This is a genomic window from Lactobacillus sp. LL6 (genome assembly GCF_007570935.1).
In the GTDB taxonomy this organism is placed as follows: Bacteria; Bacillota; Bacilli; order Lactobacillales; family Lactobacillaceae; genus Lactobacillus.
In genome coordinates, this window is the sequence record NZ_VLLR01000001.1 from 732,543 (window position 1) to 750,915 (window position 18,373).

15 protein-coding genes, 1 pseudogene and 1 riboswitch are annotated in these 18,373 nt (G+C 33.3%); of the genes and pseudogenes, 13 read left to right on the top strand and 3 right to left on the bottom strand.

What is annotated here, in order from left to right:
- Positions 1 to 36 precede the first annotated feature (36 nt).
- The 3 genes and pseudogenes from FOD82_RS03750 to holA all read left to right on the top strand — a co-directional run bounded on the left by FOD82_RS03750 (position 37) and on the right by holA (position 3,955).
- Positions 37 to 725, top strand: a pseudogene (locus FOD82_RS03750) (helix-hairpin-helix domain-containing protein).
- Positions 694 to 2,964: a DNA internalization-related competence protein ComEC/Rec2 gene (locus tag FOD82_RS03755; RefSeq protein WP_144355155.1), complete on the top strand. Its 2,271-nt coding sequence runs from the start codon at positions 694 to 696 to the stop codon at positions 2,962 to 2,964. The pseudogene FOD82_RS03750 and the gene FOD82_RS03755 overlap by 32 nt, the downstream one beginning before the upstream one ends.
- Before the next feature lie 4 nt (positions 2,965 to 2,968).
- On the top strand, positions 2,969 to 3,955 hold the full coding sequence (gene holA, locus FOD82_RS03760) for a DNA polymerase III subunit delta (RefSeq protein WP_144355156.1): 987 nt from the start codon (positions 2,969 to 2,971) through the stop codon (positions 3,953 to 3,955).
- 36 nt (positions 3,956 to 3,991) lie between these two features.
- Here the strand turns inward: holA and rpsT are convergent, their stop codons facing one another.
- On the bottom strand, positions 3,992 to 4,243 hold the full coding sequence (rpsT, locus tag FOD82_RS03765; protein WP_144355157.1) for a 30S ribosomal protein S20: 252 nt from the start codon (positions 4,241 to 4,243) through the stop codon (positions 3,992 to 3,994).
- 206 nt (positions 4,244 to 4,449) lie between these two features.
- On the opposite strand from rpsT, the gene rpsO reads away from it, so the two are divergent.
- The 7 genes from rpsO (at position 4,450) to yihA (ending at position 12,313) form a co-directional block, all read left to right on the top strand.
- The gene (gene rpsO, locus FOD82_RS03770) at positions 4,450 to 4,719 is read left to right on the top strand and encodes a 30S ribosomal protein S15 (RefSeq protein WP_144355158.1); all 270 of its coding nucleotides are present in this window, start codon (positions 4,450 to 4,452) and stop codon (positions 4,717 to 4,719) included.
- Positions 4,720 to 4,887: 168 nt separating this feature from the next.
- Positions 4,888 to 6,654: a ribonuclease J gene (locus FOD82_RS03775; RefSeq protein ID WP_144355159.1), complete on the top strand. Its 1,767-nt coding sequence runs from the start codon at positions 4,888 to 4,890 to the stop codon at positions 6,652 to 6,654.
- Positions 6,655 to 6,656: 2 nt separating this feature from the next.
- Positions 6,657 to 7,493 (top strand): tetratricopeptide repeat protein, encoded by an 837-nt coding sequence (locus FOD82_RS03780; RefSeq protein ID WP_144355160.1) that lies wholly within the window; start codon positions 6,657 to 6,659, stop codon positions 7,491 to 7,493.
- 183 nt (positions 7,494 to 7,676) lie between these two features.
- Positions 7,677 to 8,867: an elongation factor Tu gene (gene tuf, locus FOD82_RS03785; protein ID WP_144355161.1), complete on the top strand. Its 1,191-nt coding sequence runs from the start codon at positions 7,677 to 7,679 to the stop codon at positions 8,865 to 8,867.
- Between the two features lie 146 nt (positions 8,868 to 9,013).
- The gene (gene tig, locus FOD82_RS03790) at positions 9,014 to 10,342 is read left to right on the top strand and encodes a trigger factor (protein WP_144355162.1); all 1,329 of its coding nucleotides are present in this window, start codon (positions 9,014 to 9,016) and stop codon (positions 10,340 to 10,342) included.
- Between the two features lie 125 nt (positions 10,343 to 10,467).
- Complete coding sequence (clpX, locus tag FOD82_RS03795) at positions 10,468 to 11,739, top strand: ATP-dependent Clp protease ATP-binding subunit ClpX (protein WP_144355163.1); 1,272 nt, start codon at positions 10,468 to 10,470, stop codon at positions 11,737 to 11,739.
- Positions 11,729 to 12,313, top strand: coding sequence for a ribosome biogenesis GTP-binding protein YihA/YsxC (gene yihA / locus FOD82_RS03800; protein WP_144355164.1), 585 nt, complete (start codon positions 11,729 to 11,731; stop codon positions 12,311 to 12,313). Before clpX ends, yihA begins: the two co-directional genes overlap by 11 nt.
- Positions 12,314 to 12,351: 38 nt before the next feature.
- Here yihA and dapF read toward each other — a convergent pair whose 3' ends face one another.
- Entirely contained in the window at positions 12,352 to 13,344 is a 993-nt protein-coding gene (dapF, locus tag FOD82_RS03805; protein WP_144355165.1) for a diaminopimelate epimerase, read from the bottom strand.
- A 13-nt stretch (positions 13,345 to 13,357) separates the two neighbouring features.
- On the bottom strand, positions 13,358 to 14,710 hold the full coding sequence (locus FOD82_RS03810) for an aspartate kinase (protein WP_144355166.1): 1,353 nt from the start codon (positions 14,708 to 14,710) through the stop codon (positions 13,358 to 13,360).
- Between the two features lie 215 nt (positions 14,711 to 14,925).
- A riboswitch (Lysine riboswitch) is annotated at positions 14,926 to 15,102 on the top strand.
- Between the two features lie 87 nt (positions 15,103 to 15,189).
- Here FOD82_RS03810 and lysA point away from each other — a divergent pair.
- The 3 genes from lysA to FOD82_RS03825 are packed head-to-tail and all read left to right on the top strand — an operon-like array spanning position 15,190 to position 18,373.
- On the top strand, positions 15,190 to 16,494 hold the full coding sequence (lysA, locus tag FOD82_RS03815) for a diaminopimelate decarboxylase (protein ID WP_144355167.1): 1,305 nt from the start codon (positions 15,190 to 15,192) through the stop codon (positions 16,492 to 16,494).
- Positions 16,495 to 16,515: 21 nt separating this feature from the next.
- Complete coding sequence (gene dapD, locus FOD82_RS03820) at positions 16,516 to 17,226, top strand: 2,3,4,5-tetrahydropyridine-2,6-dicarboxylate N-acetyltransferase (protein WP_144355168.1); 711 nt, start codon at positions 16,516 to 16,518, stop codon at positions 17,224 to 17,226.
- 1 nt (position 17,227) lies between these two features.
- Positions 17,228 to 18,373: an N-acetyldiaminopimelate deacetylase gene (locus tag FOD82_RS03825; RefSeq protein WP_144355169.1), complete on the top strand. Its 1,146-nt coding sequence runs from the start codon at positions 17,228 to 17,230 to the stop codon at positions 18,371 to 18,373.

Sequence of the window (18,373 nt, forward strand, 5' to 3'; positions counted from 1 at the left end):
TGGACTTTTTTCGTATTTAAATAATGAGGTGATTAAATGAATTTAGAGAAAATCAAAGAATTTGTTTTAGAAAAGAAACAATATTTTATTATTGGAGTTGTTGTTATTGGTATTTTCTTTTGGATGAAAAAGGATAATTCATCCCTAGTAGATAATTCTAGTGTTTTAAATGAAAAAACGGAGCAATCTAGTGAGAGATTGGGGGCTTCATCTAATCAATCAAGCTCACCCTCTCAAGCTGTCTCGCAGTCTTCTATTCAGTCTAAAACTATTACTTGTGATATTACAGGGGCTGTTAAGCATCAAGGTGTTTATACTTTGAAAAATGGTGCACGTTTACAAGAATTAATTGATGCAGCTGGTGGAGCAAAAGAAAATGCTCAATTAAAAGCTGTTAATCGAGCTGTTTTATTAAAAGATCAAGATAAAATTCACATTCCTTATAAAGGTGAAAAAGTAGATAATGCTACTTCAGTTTCATCATCTAATGTAACTTCTTCAGAATCGTCAGTTTCCCAGTCTGATAATAGTGGTGATAAGGTTAATTTGAATACTGCTAGTGCACAAGAATTACAAAAATTAAATGGAATCGGTCAAAAAAGGCAGAGCAAATTATTGCTTATCGTGATCAAAATGGACAATTTAAAAAGATTGAAGATTTGACTCAGGTTTCAGGAATTGGAGAAAAGACTTTTGCAGCTCTCAAAGATCAGCTTACCATTTAGAATTTCTCAACCGGGATACTTATTTTTATTAGCCTTATTAATGACAGATTTATCTTTTGGGATTTACCAAGGAAAAAGCATAGTTCAGAAAATAGTGATAATTATCATTGCTTGTTATTTAGTTTTTTTAATTTTAAAAAAATATCCTACTTTAAAAATAATTACTGCATTAGCTTTTGTAATAGGCTTAATAAGTATAAAAATATTTTCTACTCATAAAGATCTTCAATTAACGGCTAATACAATTGTAAAGGTTTATCCGGATCAAATTAAAATAAAAGACAATTGGTTATCAGGAATTGGAAATAGCAATGGACAAAAAGTTTCAATTTCTGGAAAAGTTAATGAAAGCCAAGAGAATATTATTAAAAGGGGATACCCAATTTATTTAACTCGGCTTTCTGGAGAAATTAATGAAATAGAAGGAGCTACTAACTTTGGACAGTTTGATTATCAAGCTTATTATGCTGCCAAAAATATTTTCCAAAAAATAAGATTTAAAAGTTGCACCATTGAGACTACATCAGTTTCATATTGGGATAAAATGCATTATTTTCGCTTTGAATTACAACAATATTTTAAAAAAATGCCTAAATTATTGGGATTTTTTGCTAGTGAATTAATTTTAGCAGAAAATAATTCTTCAGATAATCACGATGTATTAGATAATTATCGAGATTTAGGTGTAATCCATTTATTAAGTATTTCTGGTTTACATGTAGGAATATATACTTTAGTAATTGCAAGTTTATGCTACTTTTTTAAAATTACTCAAGAAAGGGCATTTATTTATACTATAATCATTTTATGTTTAGAAATATTTTTAAGTGGGGGTCAAGCTGGATTTATTCGCGCAAGTTTAACATATATTTTAGGAAAGGTATTTAAATTTAAAAATTGGAAAATATCAGGGATAGATTTATTAGGATTAACATGTTTAGTACATTTATTATTTATTCCGCGATTGTTTTTAGGAATTGGAGCAATCTTAAGCTATATTTTAGTATTGGGATTGCAATTGACAAATAATTTATCTAATTTTAAGCAATCAATTTTGTTGAATTTGTTTTTAACGCCCTTATTGTTGTTTTATTTTTATCAAGTAAATATACTTACTGTACTTTTTAATATGCTAATAGTGCCATACTTTAATTATATTGTGTTGCCAATTACATTTTTTAATATAGCTACATTTGGACTAACTAATAAATTTGCAGTAAATTTAGAAAACATACTAGAGACGTGTGAAAAAGTTATAGGTCAAATTTCTGAAACTCAAGCAGGGATGCTGTTATTTGGTAAGATTAATTGGTGGGAATGTCTATTATTGTTATTGATAAGTGCAGGATTATTAGTATGTATTAATGAAAAAAGTGAAAATAAAAAACTAAATATAAGGATTAGCAGTATTATTTTCACTATATATGCAAGTATTTTTTGTTTAATTCATTTCCCATTACGGGGACAAGTAACTTTTATTGATGTTGGTCAAGGAGATAGTATTTTAATAACAACTCCTTTAAATAGACATGTATATATGGTTGATACAGGTGGAAAATTGAATTTCTCGGGCGAGAAAGTTAATCCTCAGATAAATAGAATTACAATTCCTTTGCTAAAAGCACAAGGAATCAGTAGAATTGATGGCTTATTTGTAACTCACCAAGATGCTGATCATGTAGGTGATTTAGGTCCTTTACTTGAAAAAGTACAGGTAGATAAATTATATATGGCAAAAGGGCTCATTGATAATCCATCATTTCAGAAAAGAATATATAGCAAAGTTTCTCATACTAAATTAGTGGAATTGCTAGCAGGGATGCAAGTAAAAGAAGCAATAAACTTTAATGTTGTTTATCCTTTTAAATCAGGCGAAGGTAAAAATGAAGATTCGCTTTCTCTTACCTTTAAGGTGGCTAATAAAAGGTGGCTTTTTACTGGTGATTTAGGACAGGAAGGCGAGAAAGAGATTATAAATAAATTTGATATTAAAGCAGATTATTTCAAGTTAGGGCATCATGGAAGTAAAACATCATCTAATCCTGAATTTTTAGCAAAATTAAAACCAGAATTGGTATTTATTTCTGCAGGAAGAAAAAATCGTTTTGGTCATCCCCATCCTGAGACTTTAAATACATTAAAATCTTTACATATACCATGGGTATCTACACAAGACTATGGTATGATTAGCTGGTATTATGGTTGGAGACAACCGAAGTTTAAGACTTTTCTGGAGTGATATTATGACATTACTTTCATTATTTAAAAATTCTGATTTTAAAAATCCTCAAACTTTAATCTGGAGTGATGATGATTTTGTTAATGATTATTTAGCACGTTCATACGCAGCAGAAAATAAATTTAAAGATCTTGATAAGGTAACAGTTGATTGCGAAAGTGATGGTTTAGATGAGTTGATTGCAGATTTAACAGAGTCTAGTTTATTTAGTAAACAAAAATTGATAATTGTTAAAAATCCATTCTTTTTAACTGCAAAAGTTGCTCAAAAATTCCAAAAACAAATTAAACAGCTAGAAGAAATATTTTTACATATAAATGAAATTGAAGATATTGTAATTTTAATAGCTTCCTATGATAAAATAGATCGACGAAAAAAATTAACAAAATCAATTATTTCTAATTTTAATGTAGTTGAACCGAAAATTAAGTCGTATGAAGTTGGGGCGATTACTAAGTCGATTATTAAAGAAGAGGGTTACACTATTTCTCAGTCTGCTCTTCAATTACTAATTGAACGCAGTGATCAAGTAATGAATACAATATTGAGCAATTATATAAAATTAAAGATGGCGTCTGAAGATAATCGGATCACTGAAAAAGCTGTTATCCAAAATGTTGATTTATCGCTTGCGCAAAATATATTTGCTATTCTTGATTCAGCAATTAATAAAAAATACTCTGAAGCACTTAATAGATTAGAAGACCAATTGCATGAAGGTATTAATCCAATTCAATTAATAGCTGTTTTTGAAAATCAACTTGAGTTAGTACTAGTAGCAAAAATTTTAGCCAAAAGAAATAGAACAGAAACCCAAATTGTTAAAGAGTTAGGTGTGCACCCATATAGAGTAAAATTAGCCTTGCAAAATAGGCTAAGTATTGAAAAATTAGAAGAGCTATTAAAAGAGGCAATTAAATTAGATTATAATTACAAAAATGGAACTTATACAGAAGATAATTTCTTAAAAATGTTTATTTTAAGGGTATAAAAAAACGAGGATAAAAATCCTCGTTTTTTTGGTTGATTACTTAGCTAATTTAGCCAAACGACTCTTGTCACGGTTAGCCTTGTTCTTGTGGATTAAACCTCTTGAAACGGCCTTATCTAAAGCACTTTCTGCTTCAACACGCAACTTGGAGGCGTCTTCTTCACCAGCTGCAACAGCTGCCTTGAACTTCTTAACAGCAGTTCTGAGTTCGTTCATTTGAGCAGCATTGTGCTTTCTGGTAGCATTTTGTGTCTTAACACGCTTAATTGCTGATTTAATTTGTGGCATATGAAATTCACCTCCATTAACTTGGTAATTTTACTTAATTGATTATACTTAAGAATTTGCTGGGATGCAAGGTAAATTGTACTTGCTTTTTAAAAAAAATCTAGGTATTATATTTAGTGTTGTGAACCATTAACGCTGTTATTTCGCTCACACCTGACGATTAACGTTGTTAATGGCAATTAGTTTATTTGAAAGGTGAAATATTTATGGCTATTTCAAAAGCAAAGAAAGACGAAATCATTAAAGAATACGCAACTCACGAAGGCGACACTGGTTCAGTTGAAGTTCAAGTTGCAGTTTTAACTGCTGACATCAACAACTTGACTGACCACATGAAGAGCCACAAGCATGACCACCACTCATACGTTGGTTTGCTTAAGAAGATCGGTCACCGTCGTAACTTGCTTCGTTACTTACAAAATAACGATATCGAACGTTACCGTGCATTAATTAAGAAGTTAGGTTTACGTCGTTAATTTCTTTTTTGCATTATAAAAAAGTTAGTCCATTTGGACTAGCTTTTTTTGTTTTTGTCATATCTATAACTTTTATGCTAAAATTGATTAAGATTCTTTTTACGTTGTGATCGAAAGATCCATAAAAAATAAAAAATAGAATAATTAATTTTTAGAAAAGGAAAAACTATGACTGATCAAATTAAAGTTATGATTTTGAGCGGTGTACGTGAACAAGGAAAAGATATGTTTGCCGTTCAAGTTAATGATGAAATTTTTGTCCTTGATGCTGGATTAAAGTATCCAGATAGTTCGTTATTTGGAATTGATGTTGTTATTCCAGATTTAGATTTTTTTGCTCAATATGGTGATCAAGTAGCTGGAATCTTTTTGACACATGGACATGCTGATTCAATCGGTGCACTACCATATATTTTGCGCCAATATGATATTCCGATTTTTGGTTCTGAATTAACTATTGAATTAGCCAAAATTGAGGTAAAACGTGAAAATAAACATCTGAAAAAAGACTTGTTTCATGTCATTGATGCCGATACTGAAATTGATTTTAAAAATGCAAGCATTTCATTTTTCCATACTACTCATTCAATTGCTGGATCTCTTGGAATTGATGTCCATACTCCTGAAGGTGAAATAGTATATACAGGAGACTTTAAGTTTGATCCCACAGCAACTGAAAATTATCGGACAGATATGGATCGTTTAGCAGAAATTTCTCAAAAGGGTGTATTAGCTCTGTTAAGTGATTCATCAAATGCTGAAGCATCATTTCCAAATGCTTCAGAACAAGATATTGGTGAATATGTAACTGATGTCTTTAGAAATGCTAAGGGTAGGATAATTGTTGCTGCTAAGGCTTCAAATTTAAATCGTGTTCAAGAAGTTCTTAACGCAGCACATGCTACTGGAAAAAGAGTATTATTAACTGGTCGTGATGTAGCAAAAATTGTACGTACAGCTATGAAATTGGGCTATTTAAAGGTGCCTAAAGGTCTTTTGATGCGAGTTAAAGACCTTAAGACAACTCCAGATAATAAGACTGTAATTTTAGAAACTGGTCGAATGGGAGAACCATTAAATTCTCTTCAAAAAATGGCTCTAAAGCGTCATAGCATGATTACTATTCATAAAGGTGACTTAGTATTTATTGCTACCACTCCTTCTCATGCTGTTGAAACAATGGTCGCTCAAACAAGTGACTATATTTATCGTGCAGGCGGAAGAGTCATTGAACTTGGCAGAAATATGCATACCAGTGGTCATGCTACTGGAAGAGACTTACAATTATTATTAGATACTTTGAAGCCTAAATTCCTAATTCCTGTAATTGGAGAATATCGTTTACTTGAAATTCATCAAAAATTAGCTGTAAAGACTGGTATGCACAAAGATGATGTTTATATTACCAAAAATGGAGATTGCTTAAAATATGACTATAAAAAGAAGCGTTTCTATTTAAGTGATCCAGTTCCAGGAGAAGATACCATGATTGATGGTTCTGGTGTAGGAGATGTAGGTAATATAGTATTGCGTGATCGAGAAGTGTTATCTGATGATGGTATCTTTATTGCGGTAGTCACTATTGATCGTAAAAAGAAAAAAATTATTGCCCAACCTCAAGTAACAAGCCGTGGGTTTGTATATATCAAAGCAAATCATCAACTAATGCGTGATTCAATTGAGGTTATTAAAAAGGCAATTGATGCTAATTTTGAACATAAGAAGTTCGATTGGTCAGAATTGAAGCAAGATATTAGAAATGACCTTGAAAAGTTTTTATATAAAAAGACTAATCGTCGTCCAGTTGTCTTGCCAGTAGTGATGGAAGTTAACCAGAATCGTCATCGTGCTTTACAAAAGAAAAATAGTAAGCAAGAACATCAAAATAAGAAGAACGTTAAAAAGGATCAAACAAGGGATACAAAAAGTAAGTAAATATGGAATCATTAAGTCAAAAGAATTTAATGAAACTTGCTAAGCAAAATGAAGAACAAGGAAATATTGGTGAAGCAATACAAAATTTAGAAGAAGCTTTACGTATTTCTAATTCTTTAGACATAGTTCTAGAACTTTGTCGTTTGTATCGAAAAAATAAGCAAGAAGATCAGGCTTATGCGCTTATCAAGGCTCAGCCTGATCTTTTTTCAAATAAGCAAGTTTCTGAAGAGTATTTTAAGATTTTGCAGGCTAATAATTTTTTGATTGAAGCATTGCAGCTAGAGAATATCTTAGGAGAAAAAATACCAGTTAAAATAGAACCCGTTGATGTAGAAAAGCAAAAAAAGATTATGGAATTGTTTAAAAGCAAAAAACAAATTAGTCAATTTGACTATGAACAGCTCCTTAAACTTGATTTGGTAAATTATAAAAATTTTGCTCAAAGTTTGTTATTGGATCCTACGCAAAATTTCGCTGTTAGATTATCTTTATGCGAAGATTTAGTTAGACTTGGTATTAAAGAAAAAATTAAAGTTTGGGTTTTAGGTCATCTTGAAGAATTTATTCCTAAAAATACAACTTTATTAGAAAAAAATCCTATTTATCAAGAGGTGATTTCAAGTATTGGTAGTCGCTATCGCAATAATCCAAGCCAGTTACCTGTAATGCTTGGTGAAGCTAATTTAGCCTTAGGGAGTTTATATCCTCAAATTTCAAAATACATTACAAATCCAGATAATTTTGCTAAAGATTTAACTTCTTATCTTGAAAAAGGCAATGGAGAAGGGAATCAAGAACTTTTAGAAAAAATTTATGCAAATTTACCAAATAATTGAGCAAAAAAGGTTTACTTTTTTGGTGGATTTAGTATAATTAGCAAAGGATATTTTCATTAGGCATGGCACTATGCGTGTAAAACACTAGGCATTTGCCGATGAAAGTAGTACAATATTCAACAGAGAATTATCCGTTAACTTATCTCGACGGACTTCTTGCAAATTTACAGGAGGGTCATTTTAATGGCAGAAAAAGAACATTACGTTAGAACTAAGCCACACGTAAACATTGGTACTATTGGTCACGTTGACCACGGTAAGACTACTTTAACTGCAGCTATTACTACTGTATTAGCTGAAAAGGGATTGGCACAAGCTGAAGATTACTCACAAATCGATGCTGCTCCAGAAGAAAAGGAACGTGGTATTACTATTAATACCGCCCACGTAGAATACGAAACTGAAAATCGTCACTACGCTCACATGGACGCTCCAGGACACGCTGACTACATCAAGAACATGATTACTGGTGCTGCTCAAATGGACGGTGCTATCTTGGTAGTAGCTGCAACTGATGGTCCTATGCCACAAACTCGTGAACACATTTTGCTTGCTCGTCAAGTTGGTGTTAACTACATCGTTGTATTCTTGAACAAGTGCGATTTAGTTGACGATCCAGAACTTATCGACTTGGTTGAAATGGAAGTTCGTGACTTGTTGACTGAATACGATTACCCTGGTGACGATATTCCAGTTGTTCGTGGTTCAGCTTTGAAGGCTTTACAAGGCGACAAGGAAGCTCAAGAACAAATCTTGAAGTTGATGGACATCGTTGATGAATACATCCCAACTCCAGAACGTCAAACTGACAAGCCATTCTTAATGCCAGTTGAAGACGTATTCACTATCACTGGTCGTGGTACTGTTGCTTCAGGTCGTATCGACCGTGGTACTGTTAAGGTTGGTGACGAAGTTGAAATCGTTGGTTTGGTAGACGACGTTAAGAAGTCAGTTGTTACTGGTTTGGAAATGTTCCACAAGACTCTTGACTTAGGTGAAGCCGGCGATAACGTTGGTGTATTGCTTCGTGGTGTTGACCGTGACGAAATCGTTCGTGGTCAAGTATTGGCTGCACCTGGCTCAATCCAAACTCACAACAAGTTCAAGGCTCAAGTTTATGTATTGAAGAAGGAAGAAGGCGGTCGTCACACCCCATTCTTCTCAGACTACCGTCCACAATTCTACTTCCACACCACTGATATTACTGGTGAAATTGAATTGCCAGAAGGTACTGAAATGGTTATGCCTGGTGATAACACTGAATTCACTGTTACTTTAATTAAGCCAGCAGCCATTGAAAAGGGTACTAAGTTCACCATCCGTGAAGGTGGTCGTACCGTTGGTGCCGGTCAAGTTACTGAAATCCTTGACTAATTTCTAACGATATAGTTAAAAAGATGCACTTCTTCATGGAAGTGTATCTTTTTTTACTTCTTATATTTGTTTTTTGTTTTAGTTTACGGTAAGATAACTTAGTATGCATAAGCAAACTCAAAAATGACATTGGAGGTATTTTATTAATGTCTGTTAAATGGGAAAAAACCGGTAAGACTACTGGTGAATTAACTTTTGATATTTCAAAAGATGAAATTAAATCTGGTTTAGACCGAGCTTTTAGAAGAGTAAAGAAGAATTTACGTGTTCCTGGTTTTAGAAAGGGTCACGTATCTCGTGTAATCTTTGACCAATACTACGGTGAAGAAGCTTTATATGAAGATGCTTTAAACTTAGTATTGCCTAAGGCATACTCAGATGCAGTTAAAGAAGCTGGAATTAAAGCTGTAGGTCAACCTAAAATTGAACCAGTTTCAATGAACAAGGGTGAAGATTGGACTATGAAGGCTACTGTTTCAATTGAACCAGAAGTTGAATTAGGTGACTACAAGGGTGTTGAAGTTCCAAAGCAAAACACTCGTGTTTACGCAAAAGATATTGATGCTGAACTTGAAAAGCGTCGTGAACAAAATGCTGAACTCGTTCTTAAGAAGGGTAAGGCTGAAAAGGGCGACACTGTTACTATCGACTACAAAGGTACTATTGACGGTGAAGCATTTGACGGCGGTTCAGCTGACAACTACTCTCTTGAATTAGGTTCAGGTACTTTTATTCCTGGTTTTGAAGATCAATTAATTGGTCACGAAGCTGGTGATGATGTTGATGTTGTAGTAACTTTCCCAGAAGACTACGGCGCAAAGGACTTAGCAGGTAAGGAAGCTCATTTTGCTACTAAGCTTCACGAAGTTAAGGAAAAGCATCTTCCAGAATTAGATGATGAATTCGCAAAGGATGTTGATGATTCAGTTGAAACTCTTGATGAATTAAAAGAAGCTATCAAGAAGAACTTGAAGAGTCAAAAGGAAGCTGCATCTAAGGACGCTATTGAACAAGCTGCAATCGAAGGTGCTGTTAAGAACGCTAAGATTGATGAAATTCCAGATGCAATGATTCAAGAAGATGTTGATACTCAATTAAATCAATACTTGGGTAACATGCAACGTCAAGGTATTGACCCACAAACTTATTACAAGTTAACTAACACTAACGAACAACAACTTCGTGCGCAATTTGCTCAAGATGCTGCAGAACGTGTTAAGACTAACTTAGTTCTTGAAGCAATTGCTGCTGCTGAAAACCTTGAAGCAACTAAGGACGAAATTGATAAGGAAATTAAGGACTTAGCTAGCGAATACAACATGGATGAAAAGGTTGTTCGCAACACTTTAAGTGATGATATGTTAACTCATGACATCACTGTACGTAAGGCAATGGACCTTGTAACTGACAATGCAAAGCAAGTTGCAAAGTCAAAACTTAAGGAAGAAAAAGACGACAAGAAGTCTGATAAGTAATCTTGCTTTTACAGAATAAAAAGGCAGCTGTAAATCAGCCGCCTTTTTATTTATATGAGCAAAAATCCTTTATTATTGCCAATTTTATGATAATCTAAAACTTGGTAGATATTAGGAGGAATAATATGGCAACACAGTTTACAGATCAAGAAGAAATTAAATGTTCTTTTTGTGGTAAGACTCAAGATCAAGTCAAGAAAATGATTGCAGGTAATAATGCTTATATTTGTAATGAATGTGTTGACTTGTCTAAACGAATAATCGATGATGAATTACGAGCAGATTCACTTAAAAAAGCACGTGATTTACCAAAGCCAATAGAAATCAAAGAACAGCTTGATCAATATGTCATCGGTCAAGATAGAGCAAAGCGTGTGCTTTCAGTAGCTGTATATAACCATTATAAGCGTATTAGTCAAATGGATGTTGATTCATCAACTGAACTTCAAAAGTCTAATATTGCTATGATTGGACCTACTGGATCAGGTAAGACATACTTAGCACAAACTTTGGCTAGAATTTTAAATGTTCCATTTGCAATTGCTGATGCCACTACCTTAACTGAAGCAGGTTATGTGGGTGAAGATGTTGAAAATATTTTATTGAAATTATTACAAAACGCTGACTATGATATTGAACGTGCGCAACGTGGGATTATCTATATTGATGAAATTGATAAAATCTCTAAAAAGTCAGAAAATGTTTCAATTACTCGTGATGTTTCAGGTGAAGGTGTTCAACAATCACTTCTTAAGATTTTGGAAGGTACTATTGCTTCAGTTCCCCCTCAGGGTGGACGTAAGCATCCTCAACAAGAAATGATTAAGATGGATACTTCTAATATCCTCTTTATCGTTGGTGGAGCATTTGATGGTATCGAACAAATAGTTAAGAACCGTTTAGGAAAGAAAACTATTGGTTTTGGAGCTGAAAGTTTTGCAAATAAAGTTGATGCTGATGATTGGACCCATCATTTAACTACTGGGGACTTAGTAAAATTCGGAATGATTCCAGAATTTATTGGTAGAATTCCAATTATTACAACTTTAGATAAGTTAAATAGCCAAGATTTAGTGAGAGTACTTACTGAACCTAAGAATGCATTAGTTAAGCAATATCAAAAATTATTATCGCTTGATGATGTTAAACTTAAATTTACTGATGGTGCACTTGGTGCAATCGCAGATTTAGCAATTGAACGTAATATGGGAGCTCGTGGTCTTAGAACTATCATTGAAAATTCTATGATGGATATTATGTATAAGACTCCAAGCGAAAGTGACATTGAAGAAGTTGAAATTACTAAAGATGTTATTACTAAGGGTGCTGAACCTAAAATAATTCGCAAATCCGCTAAAAACTCTGATAAAGCAGAGGTAAAAACAAATGATAATTAAAAATAGCGATTATGCGGTTAGTGCGGTCAAAGAAAGTCAATATCCAAAAGATAATTTGCCTGAGATAGCTCTAGCAGGCCGCTCAAACGTTGGAAAGTCTAGTTTGATAAATACCTTCTTAAAGCGTAAAAACCTTGCTAGAACTTCTTCTCAGCCTGGTAAAACGCAAACTCTAAATTTCTATATTGTAAATGATGAATTTTATTTAGTAGACGTTCCAGGATATGGTTATGCACGAGTATCACAAAAACAGCGTGAGCAGTTTGGTGAAATGATTCAAGATTATTTAGAAACTCGTGCCAACTTAAAGGGTTTAATTATTTTAATTGATTCTCGTCATGCACCAACTAAAGACGATATTGCAATGTATGATTATGCGCAATATTTGAATCTACCAATTTTAGTAGTTTGCACTAAAATGGACAAAATTAAAAAGAGCCAGACAAATAAAGTGATGTCTGAGCTAAAGAAATATCTAGATTTAAGTTATGAAAATGTTTCGGTGTTAACTTTTAGTTCAGTATCTAAGCTTCATGTTAAAGAACTTGGAGATTGGATTGAAGAACATTTATAAAAATATAAAAGGACATAAGCTTTAAAGCTTATGTCCTTTTACTTTGCTCTTAAGTTGTTAAAAGTAGGAAGTGAAGCTACAAAATTTTCATAGTCTTGTTGTTCATTAGTATTTATTACCTGAGCATGAGAAAAGTTAAAATCATAAAGAGATTTTTCAGGAAGATTAATTATTTTAGTAAATGTGGCATTTCCAATTAGCTCCATCCAGTAAGTTGAATCGTGATGTACGATAACTTTAACCATTCCTCCAGGATTGTAAACGTTGATTGGGGTTTCAAATTTTGCCCATTCCGGATGAGTTAAACAAAAAGCAAGACTAGTTGCGGACATTCCAGTTCCACAAGCGTTGGTAAAGCCAACTCCGCGTTCGAATGTACGCACAAAAAGCTGATTTTTATCTAAAATTTGTGCAAAATTAACATTTACCCCATCTGGATAATAAGGGTTTGGAGAATTTAGATAAGAACCGACATCTTTTAAAATATCACTTTCAATTTGTTCTTGACTTATGAAGCTTATCAGATGAGGATTAGGAACTGCAATTGAGGTAAATTTAAGTCCAGGATATATTTCTGGTAAAAATGTATCGATGATTCTTTCATGTCCTAAATTATCAAAGGGTAATGAAGCTTTATTAAAGCTTACAGGAGAAATTTCAACTGCAAAGGTATAAATACCCTTAGCAAGATTTTTTTCTCTTCTAACGCGTAAATTTGCGTTCATAGTTTCGACGGCGAAAGAGTCTTGACTAAACTTTTCTGATAAATAACGTGCAACAGTTCTCAAACCATTTCCACACATTGATGCTTCACTACCATCAGAATTAATTACACGCATTTTTGCAATTGCTTTTGATGTAGTAGCCTCAGTAATTACTAAAACGCCGTCAGCACCTCCTAAAGGATTATTAGGGGAAGTTATTTTTTGAGTGAATGTTTTTAAAAGATCATCACCAAGAGGAGCTGATAATTGAGTTTCATCTAAGATAAAAAAAGAATTTTGTGAACCGTGAACTTTAATTAATTTCATATAAAAACCTCCATTAAAAAAATTCTTGATAAATAGTTTTGACTGCTAATTTAACTTCTTCGTTTTTGGTTCCAATCATGATTGAAATTTGTGAGGCTCCTTGATTAATCATTTGTGGTGTGATGTTTTGTGCTTGAAGAGCAGAAAGAATAGTAGCACTAATACCAGAATGCTTCTTCATTCCTTCACCTACAACCATGATTATGGCATAATCATCAATCCATTCTAATTGGTCAGGATTGATTAAGGCTTGAATCTCATTACAAATTAAATCAATTAGTTGATCTGTTAAAAATTTACGATTAAAAATGATAGTAATATCATCAATTCCAGAAGGCATATGTTCATAAGGAACGTGATACTTATCTAAAATCTGTAAAATTTTCAGTGTGAATCCAGCTTCTTTATTTAATAAATATTTATGAAGATATAATGCTGAAAAGTTTTTTTGACTTGCGACTCCGGTAATAATTCTGTCAGCTGAAAAATTTCTATTAGGTAAAATCATAGTTCCTGGGTCAGCAGGAGCGTTGGTGTTTTTTACATTAATGGGAATATCACCTTGAATAGCTGGAATTAAAGCTTCATCGTGAAAAACAGAAAAACCAGCATATGATAATTCACGCATTTCACGATAAGTCATTTTTTTGATTGATTTAGGAGAAGGAATAATAGCTGGATTCACTGAAAAGATACCACTGACATCTGTGAAATTTTCATAAAGATCACAGTGCATCCCTCTTGCTAAGATAGCTCCAGTAATATCAGAACCTCCTCTAGAAAAGGTAGCAATATGACCTGAAGGTGTGATTCCAAAAAATCCCGGAAAAACTATTTTTTCATCATCAAAAATTTTTAAATGATCTAAATTTATATAGCTTTCAGGATTTACTAAGGCATCATTAGGTTCTCCAGTAACAATTAATCCAGCCTCTATTGGATCAAGATAACGACTTTTAATTCCCATATGGTTTAAAATTAAAGCGATTAATCGTGCATTAAGTCGTTCACCATGAGCTTTAAAGGCTGCTAAAAGATAATCATTATTAGGATAATTTTGCTTAGGTAAATTTAACAAAATATCATGAATTATTTCCAATTGAGCAGATTCAATTCCAAAGTAGTTACCAATTTCTTGATAACGATTGAAGATTTTGGACACAATATCATTTGTAGGATTCTGATGTAAAAAATCCTCAGCATATTGAATCAATAAATCTGTTACTTTAATATCTTTTGAAAATCTCTTACCTGGTGCAGAAACCACCATTACTTGGCGCTCTTTTTCTGAAGTTAAAATATTAATAGCATTTGAAACACTTTCTCCAGAAGCTAAAGAGCTTCCTCCAAACTTAACTACTTTCATAATTTAAAACTTCTTTCATGTTTTTGGAATTTTAATTTTTTAAAAGTGCACTGTCAAAATTAATTTAATTGAATTTTAACATGCTTTTTTATTCTTGCAAGGCGAAATGTTGATAAATAAACCTTTTTAAAGATGGCATAGATAGTAATAAAAAAATAAAATTAAATTTTATGAAAAAAGTATTGACACTAATTTTAATAAAATATACAATTTACTCAAATCGAAGAGGTGCAATCAACATCAGTAACTCTTATGAAGCAAGACAATGCTAGTGATTGGAGTGAAAGGGAAGATTGCCGAAGCTATAGTATTTGTCAGTGCTATTGGCTGGGTCGTAATTGAATAAATTACGGACTGTCGCGAAAAATACTCGCGGAGCGCTATCGACCATAAGATTAAAAATAATTTAATCCATTGTTTGTTTGGCGCAAGCAATGGATTTTTTTATTGGCGCTCCTACCAAGGAAAGTAGGAGAAAAATGAATTCACAAATTAACTCAGAAGAAATTAATCAAGAAGGTCATTTAACTATTGGTGGTGTTGATGCTATAGAGTTAGCTCAAGAATATGGAACCCCTTTAGTGGTTTATGACGTAAGTAAAATTCGTAATCAAATTCGTAATTTTGAAACAATTTTTGAAAAAGAAAAAGTCAACTATGAAGTTAGTTATGCAAGCAAGGCTTTTTCAGCAATTGCAATGTATCAACTAGCAAAACAAGAAGGAGCTGCCATTGATGTGGTTTCAGCAGGAGAATTGTATACTGCGCTTAAGGCTGGCTTCCCAATGGAAAAGGTCAATTTTCATGGAAATAATAAATCTCTTTTTGAACTTGAAATGGCAGTTAAAAATCACGTTGGTAGAATTATGATTGATAATTTTCATGAAATTGAGTTGTTAAGTCAAGTTTTAAAAGAAAATAAAACAAATATTGATGTTGTTTTAAGAATTACGCCAGGTATTTCAGCTCACACCCATGAATATGATCAAACTGGACAAGTAGATAGCAAGTTTGGGTTTGATTTGGATTCAGGACAAGCAGACGAAGCATTAAAGCAAGTTTTAAATGAGCCACGAATGAATCCTTTAGGACTCCATGCTCATATTGGATCACAAATTTTTGAATTAAATGGTTTTAAAATGGCTGCAAAGAAATTAGTTCAAGTCGCTGCCTTATGGCGTGAAAAATATAACTTCATAGCTCAAGTGATTAATGTCGGAGGCGGATTTGGAATTAAGTATGTAGAAAAAGATGAACCATTAAAGCCAGAAGAATTTGTAAAAGCCATCATAGCAACGATTAAAGAAGAAACGGCAAAAGTTAATTTACCAATGCCGGAAATTGATATTGAACCTGGTCGTTCGATAGTAGGTCCAGCAGGATATAGCTTATACACAGTGGGTAGTAGCAAGGTAGTTTCAGGTTTAACGCCTTATGTAACTGTTGACGGCGGTATGGGAGATAATATTCGACCAGCTCTTTATGGCGCAGAATATGAGGCTATCCTTGCAAATGATCCTAATAAACAAGCAGATGAAGTTATTAATTTAGCTGGGAAATATTGTGAGTCAGGTGATATTTTAATTAAAAATGCTCTTTTACCCTCACTTCACACAGGCGACATTATAGCAATTTTAGATACTGGGGCATATGGGTATTCAATGGCTTCAAATTACAATCGTAATCCTCGTCCTGCTGTTGTATTTGCAGAAAATGGTAAAGCTAAATTAGTTATAAAGCGAGAAAGTTTAGAAGATTTAGTTCATTTAGATCAATCTTTATAGCATAAAGTCTGGAGGAAAAATATGACAAAATTAGACGCACAATCAATTATTAATTACATTGGAAATGCTCCAAAGAAAACCCCTGTTAAAGTTTTTATTAAAGGGGATTTAGAAAATTTGACTTTTCCAAATGAAATTGAAGATTATGTTGATGCTAAAAGCGGAGTGATTTTTGGTGATTGGAAAGATGTAGAAAGTTTTTTAAATAAAAATAAAGCAAAAATTATTAGTTATCATATTGAAAATGATGCTAGAAATTCAGCAGTTCCTCTTCTTGATTTAAAAAAGTTTAATGCCAGAATTGAACCTGGTGCCATAATTCGGGATCAAGTAGAAATTGGTGATAATGCTGTAATTATGATGGGCGCAATTATTAATATCGGTGCGGAAATAGGTTCAAATTCTATGATTGATATGGGGGCAGTTCTAGGTGGACGCGCAATTGTAGGGGAAAACTGTCATATTGGAGCAGGAACTGTTTTAGCGGGAGTGATAGAACCTGCTTCAGCTGACCCAGTCAGAATTGATGATAATGTTTTGATTGGAGCTAACGCTGTAGTGATTGAAGGTGTTCATGTAGGCGAAGGTGCAGTAGTTGCTGCTGGCGCTATTGTAACTCATGATGTTGAACCACATACAATGGTTGCCGGCGTTCCAGCCAAGTTTATTAAACAAGTAGACGAACAAACCGCTCAAAAAACTGAATTAGAAGACGATTTAAGGAAGATTTAAAATGCTGAGTGAAAATGAGTTAATAAATATTAGAAGAGATTTGCATCAAATCCCTGAATTAGCCCTCCATGAAATACAGACTCATGACTATTTAATGGATGTAATTGAAAATTTTAAACAAGATAATTTAGAAATTCGAGTTCCACATGCACTTCCTACAGCAATTTTAGTTCTAGTTCATGGCAAAAAGCCCCTAAGAACGATTGCTTATCGTACAGATATAGATGCACTACCTGTTGAAGAGCAAACGGGTTTGGACTTTGCTTCTAAAAATCCGGGTGTAATGCATGCTTGCGGGCATGATATTCATATGACGGTCGCATTAGGCTTACTTAGTTACTTTAGTGAAAACCAACCACAAGATAATTTGTTATTTTTCTTTCAACCTGCAGAAGAAAGTGAAAGTGGAGCAAAACTAGCTTATGAAGAAGGGATTTTCCAAGGAAAATGGAAACCTGATGAATTTTACGGATTGCATGATAATCCTACTTTGCCAGCGGGAGCAATTGGGTGTCGAAAGGGGACTCTTTTTGCAGGAACTACAGAAATTAATATTGATATCTATGGAAAAGGTGGTCATGCAGCTTTTCCACAAGATGCAAATGATGTAGTAGTGGCGAGTGCAAGCTTAATTATGCAAATTCAAACAATCATTTCTCGCAGTATTGATCCTATTCAAAGTGGTGTTATAACTTTAGGAAAAATTAAAGCTGGAACGATTCGCAATGTAATTGCATCTCATGCACGAATTGAAGGTACGCTTCGAGGATTAACTCAAAAAATGATTCTTAAAATTGATCAGCGCTTGCAAGAAGTATGTGATGGAATTGCTAAAAGTTATGGCGTAGAAGTGAAATTAAATTTAAACCAGGGCGGTTATTGGCCTGTAGAAAATAATCCTGATTTAACTAAAGAGTTTATTTCTTATATGAAGAATAATTCAACTGTAACTTATATTGAGACAGAGCCAGCAATGACAGGAGAAGATTTTGGCTTTTTACTCAATAAGTTCCCTGGGGTAATGTTTTGGTTAGGAGTTAAAGATGATTCTCAACTTCATTCTGCGACATTAACTCCAGATGAGACTAGTATTTCTCGCGGTATTGAAGCAATTAAAGGTTTTTTAATTAATAGAATGGAGAAATAA

Excerpts from the sequence above, each read along its gene's own strand:
- tig (WP_144355162.1), top strand. The coding sequence starts at position 9,014 with ATGTCTGTTAAATGGGAAAAAACCGGTAAGACTACTGGTGAATTAACT.
- FOD82_RS03780 (WP_144355160.1), top strand. The coding sequence starts at position 6,657 with ATGGAATCATTAAGTCAAAAGAATTTAATGAAACTTGCTAAGCAAAAT.
- rpsT (WP_144355157.1), bottom strand. The coding sequence starts at position 4,243 with ATGCCACAAATTAAATCAGCAATTAAGCGTGTTAAGACACAAAATGCT.
- rpsO (WP_144355158.1), top strand. The coding sequence starts at position 4,450 with ATGGCTATTTCAAAAGCAAAGAAAGACGAAATCATTAAAGAATACGCA.
- FOD82_RS03775 (WP_144355159.1), top strand. The coding sequence starts at position 4,888 with ATGACTGATCAAATTAAAGTTATGATTTTGAGCGGTGTACGTGAACAA.
- holA (WP_144355156.1), top strand. The coding sequence starts at position 2,969 with ATGACATTACTTTCATTATTTAAAAATTCTGATTTTAAAAATCCTCAA.
- FOD82_RS03825 (WP_144355169.1), top strand. The coding sequence starts at position 17,228 with ATGCTGAGTGAAAATGAGTTAATAAATATTAGAAGAGATTTGCATCAA.
- tuf (WP_144355161.1), top strand. The coding sequence starts at position 7,677 with ATGGCAGAAAAAGAACATTACGTTAGAACTAAGCCACACGTAAACATT.
- dapF (WP_144355165.1), bottom strand. The coding sequence starts at position 13,344 with ATGAAATTAATTAAAGTTCACGGTTCACAAAATTCTTTTTTTATCTTA.
- yihA (WP_144355164.1), top strand. The coding sequence starts at position 11,729 with ATGATAATTAAAAATAGCGATTATGCGGTTAGTGCGGTCAAAGAAAGT.
- lysA (WP_144355167.1), top strand. The coding sequence starts at position 15,190 with ATGAATTCACAAATTAACTCAGAAGAAATTAATCAAGAAGGTCATTTA.
- dapD (WP_144355168.1), top strand. The coding sequence starts at position 16,516 with ATGACAAAATTAGACGCACAATCAATTATTAATTACATTGGAAATGCT.
- FOD82_RS03810 (WP_144355166.1), bottom strand. The coding sequence starts at position 14,710 with ATGAAAGTAGTTAAGTTTGGAGGAAGCTCTTTAGCTTCTGGAGAAAGT.
- clpX (WP_144355163.1), top strand. The coding sequence starts at position 10,468 with ATGGCAACACAGTTTACAGATCAAGAAGAAATTAAATGTTCTTTTTGT.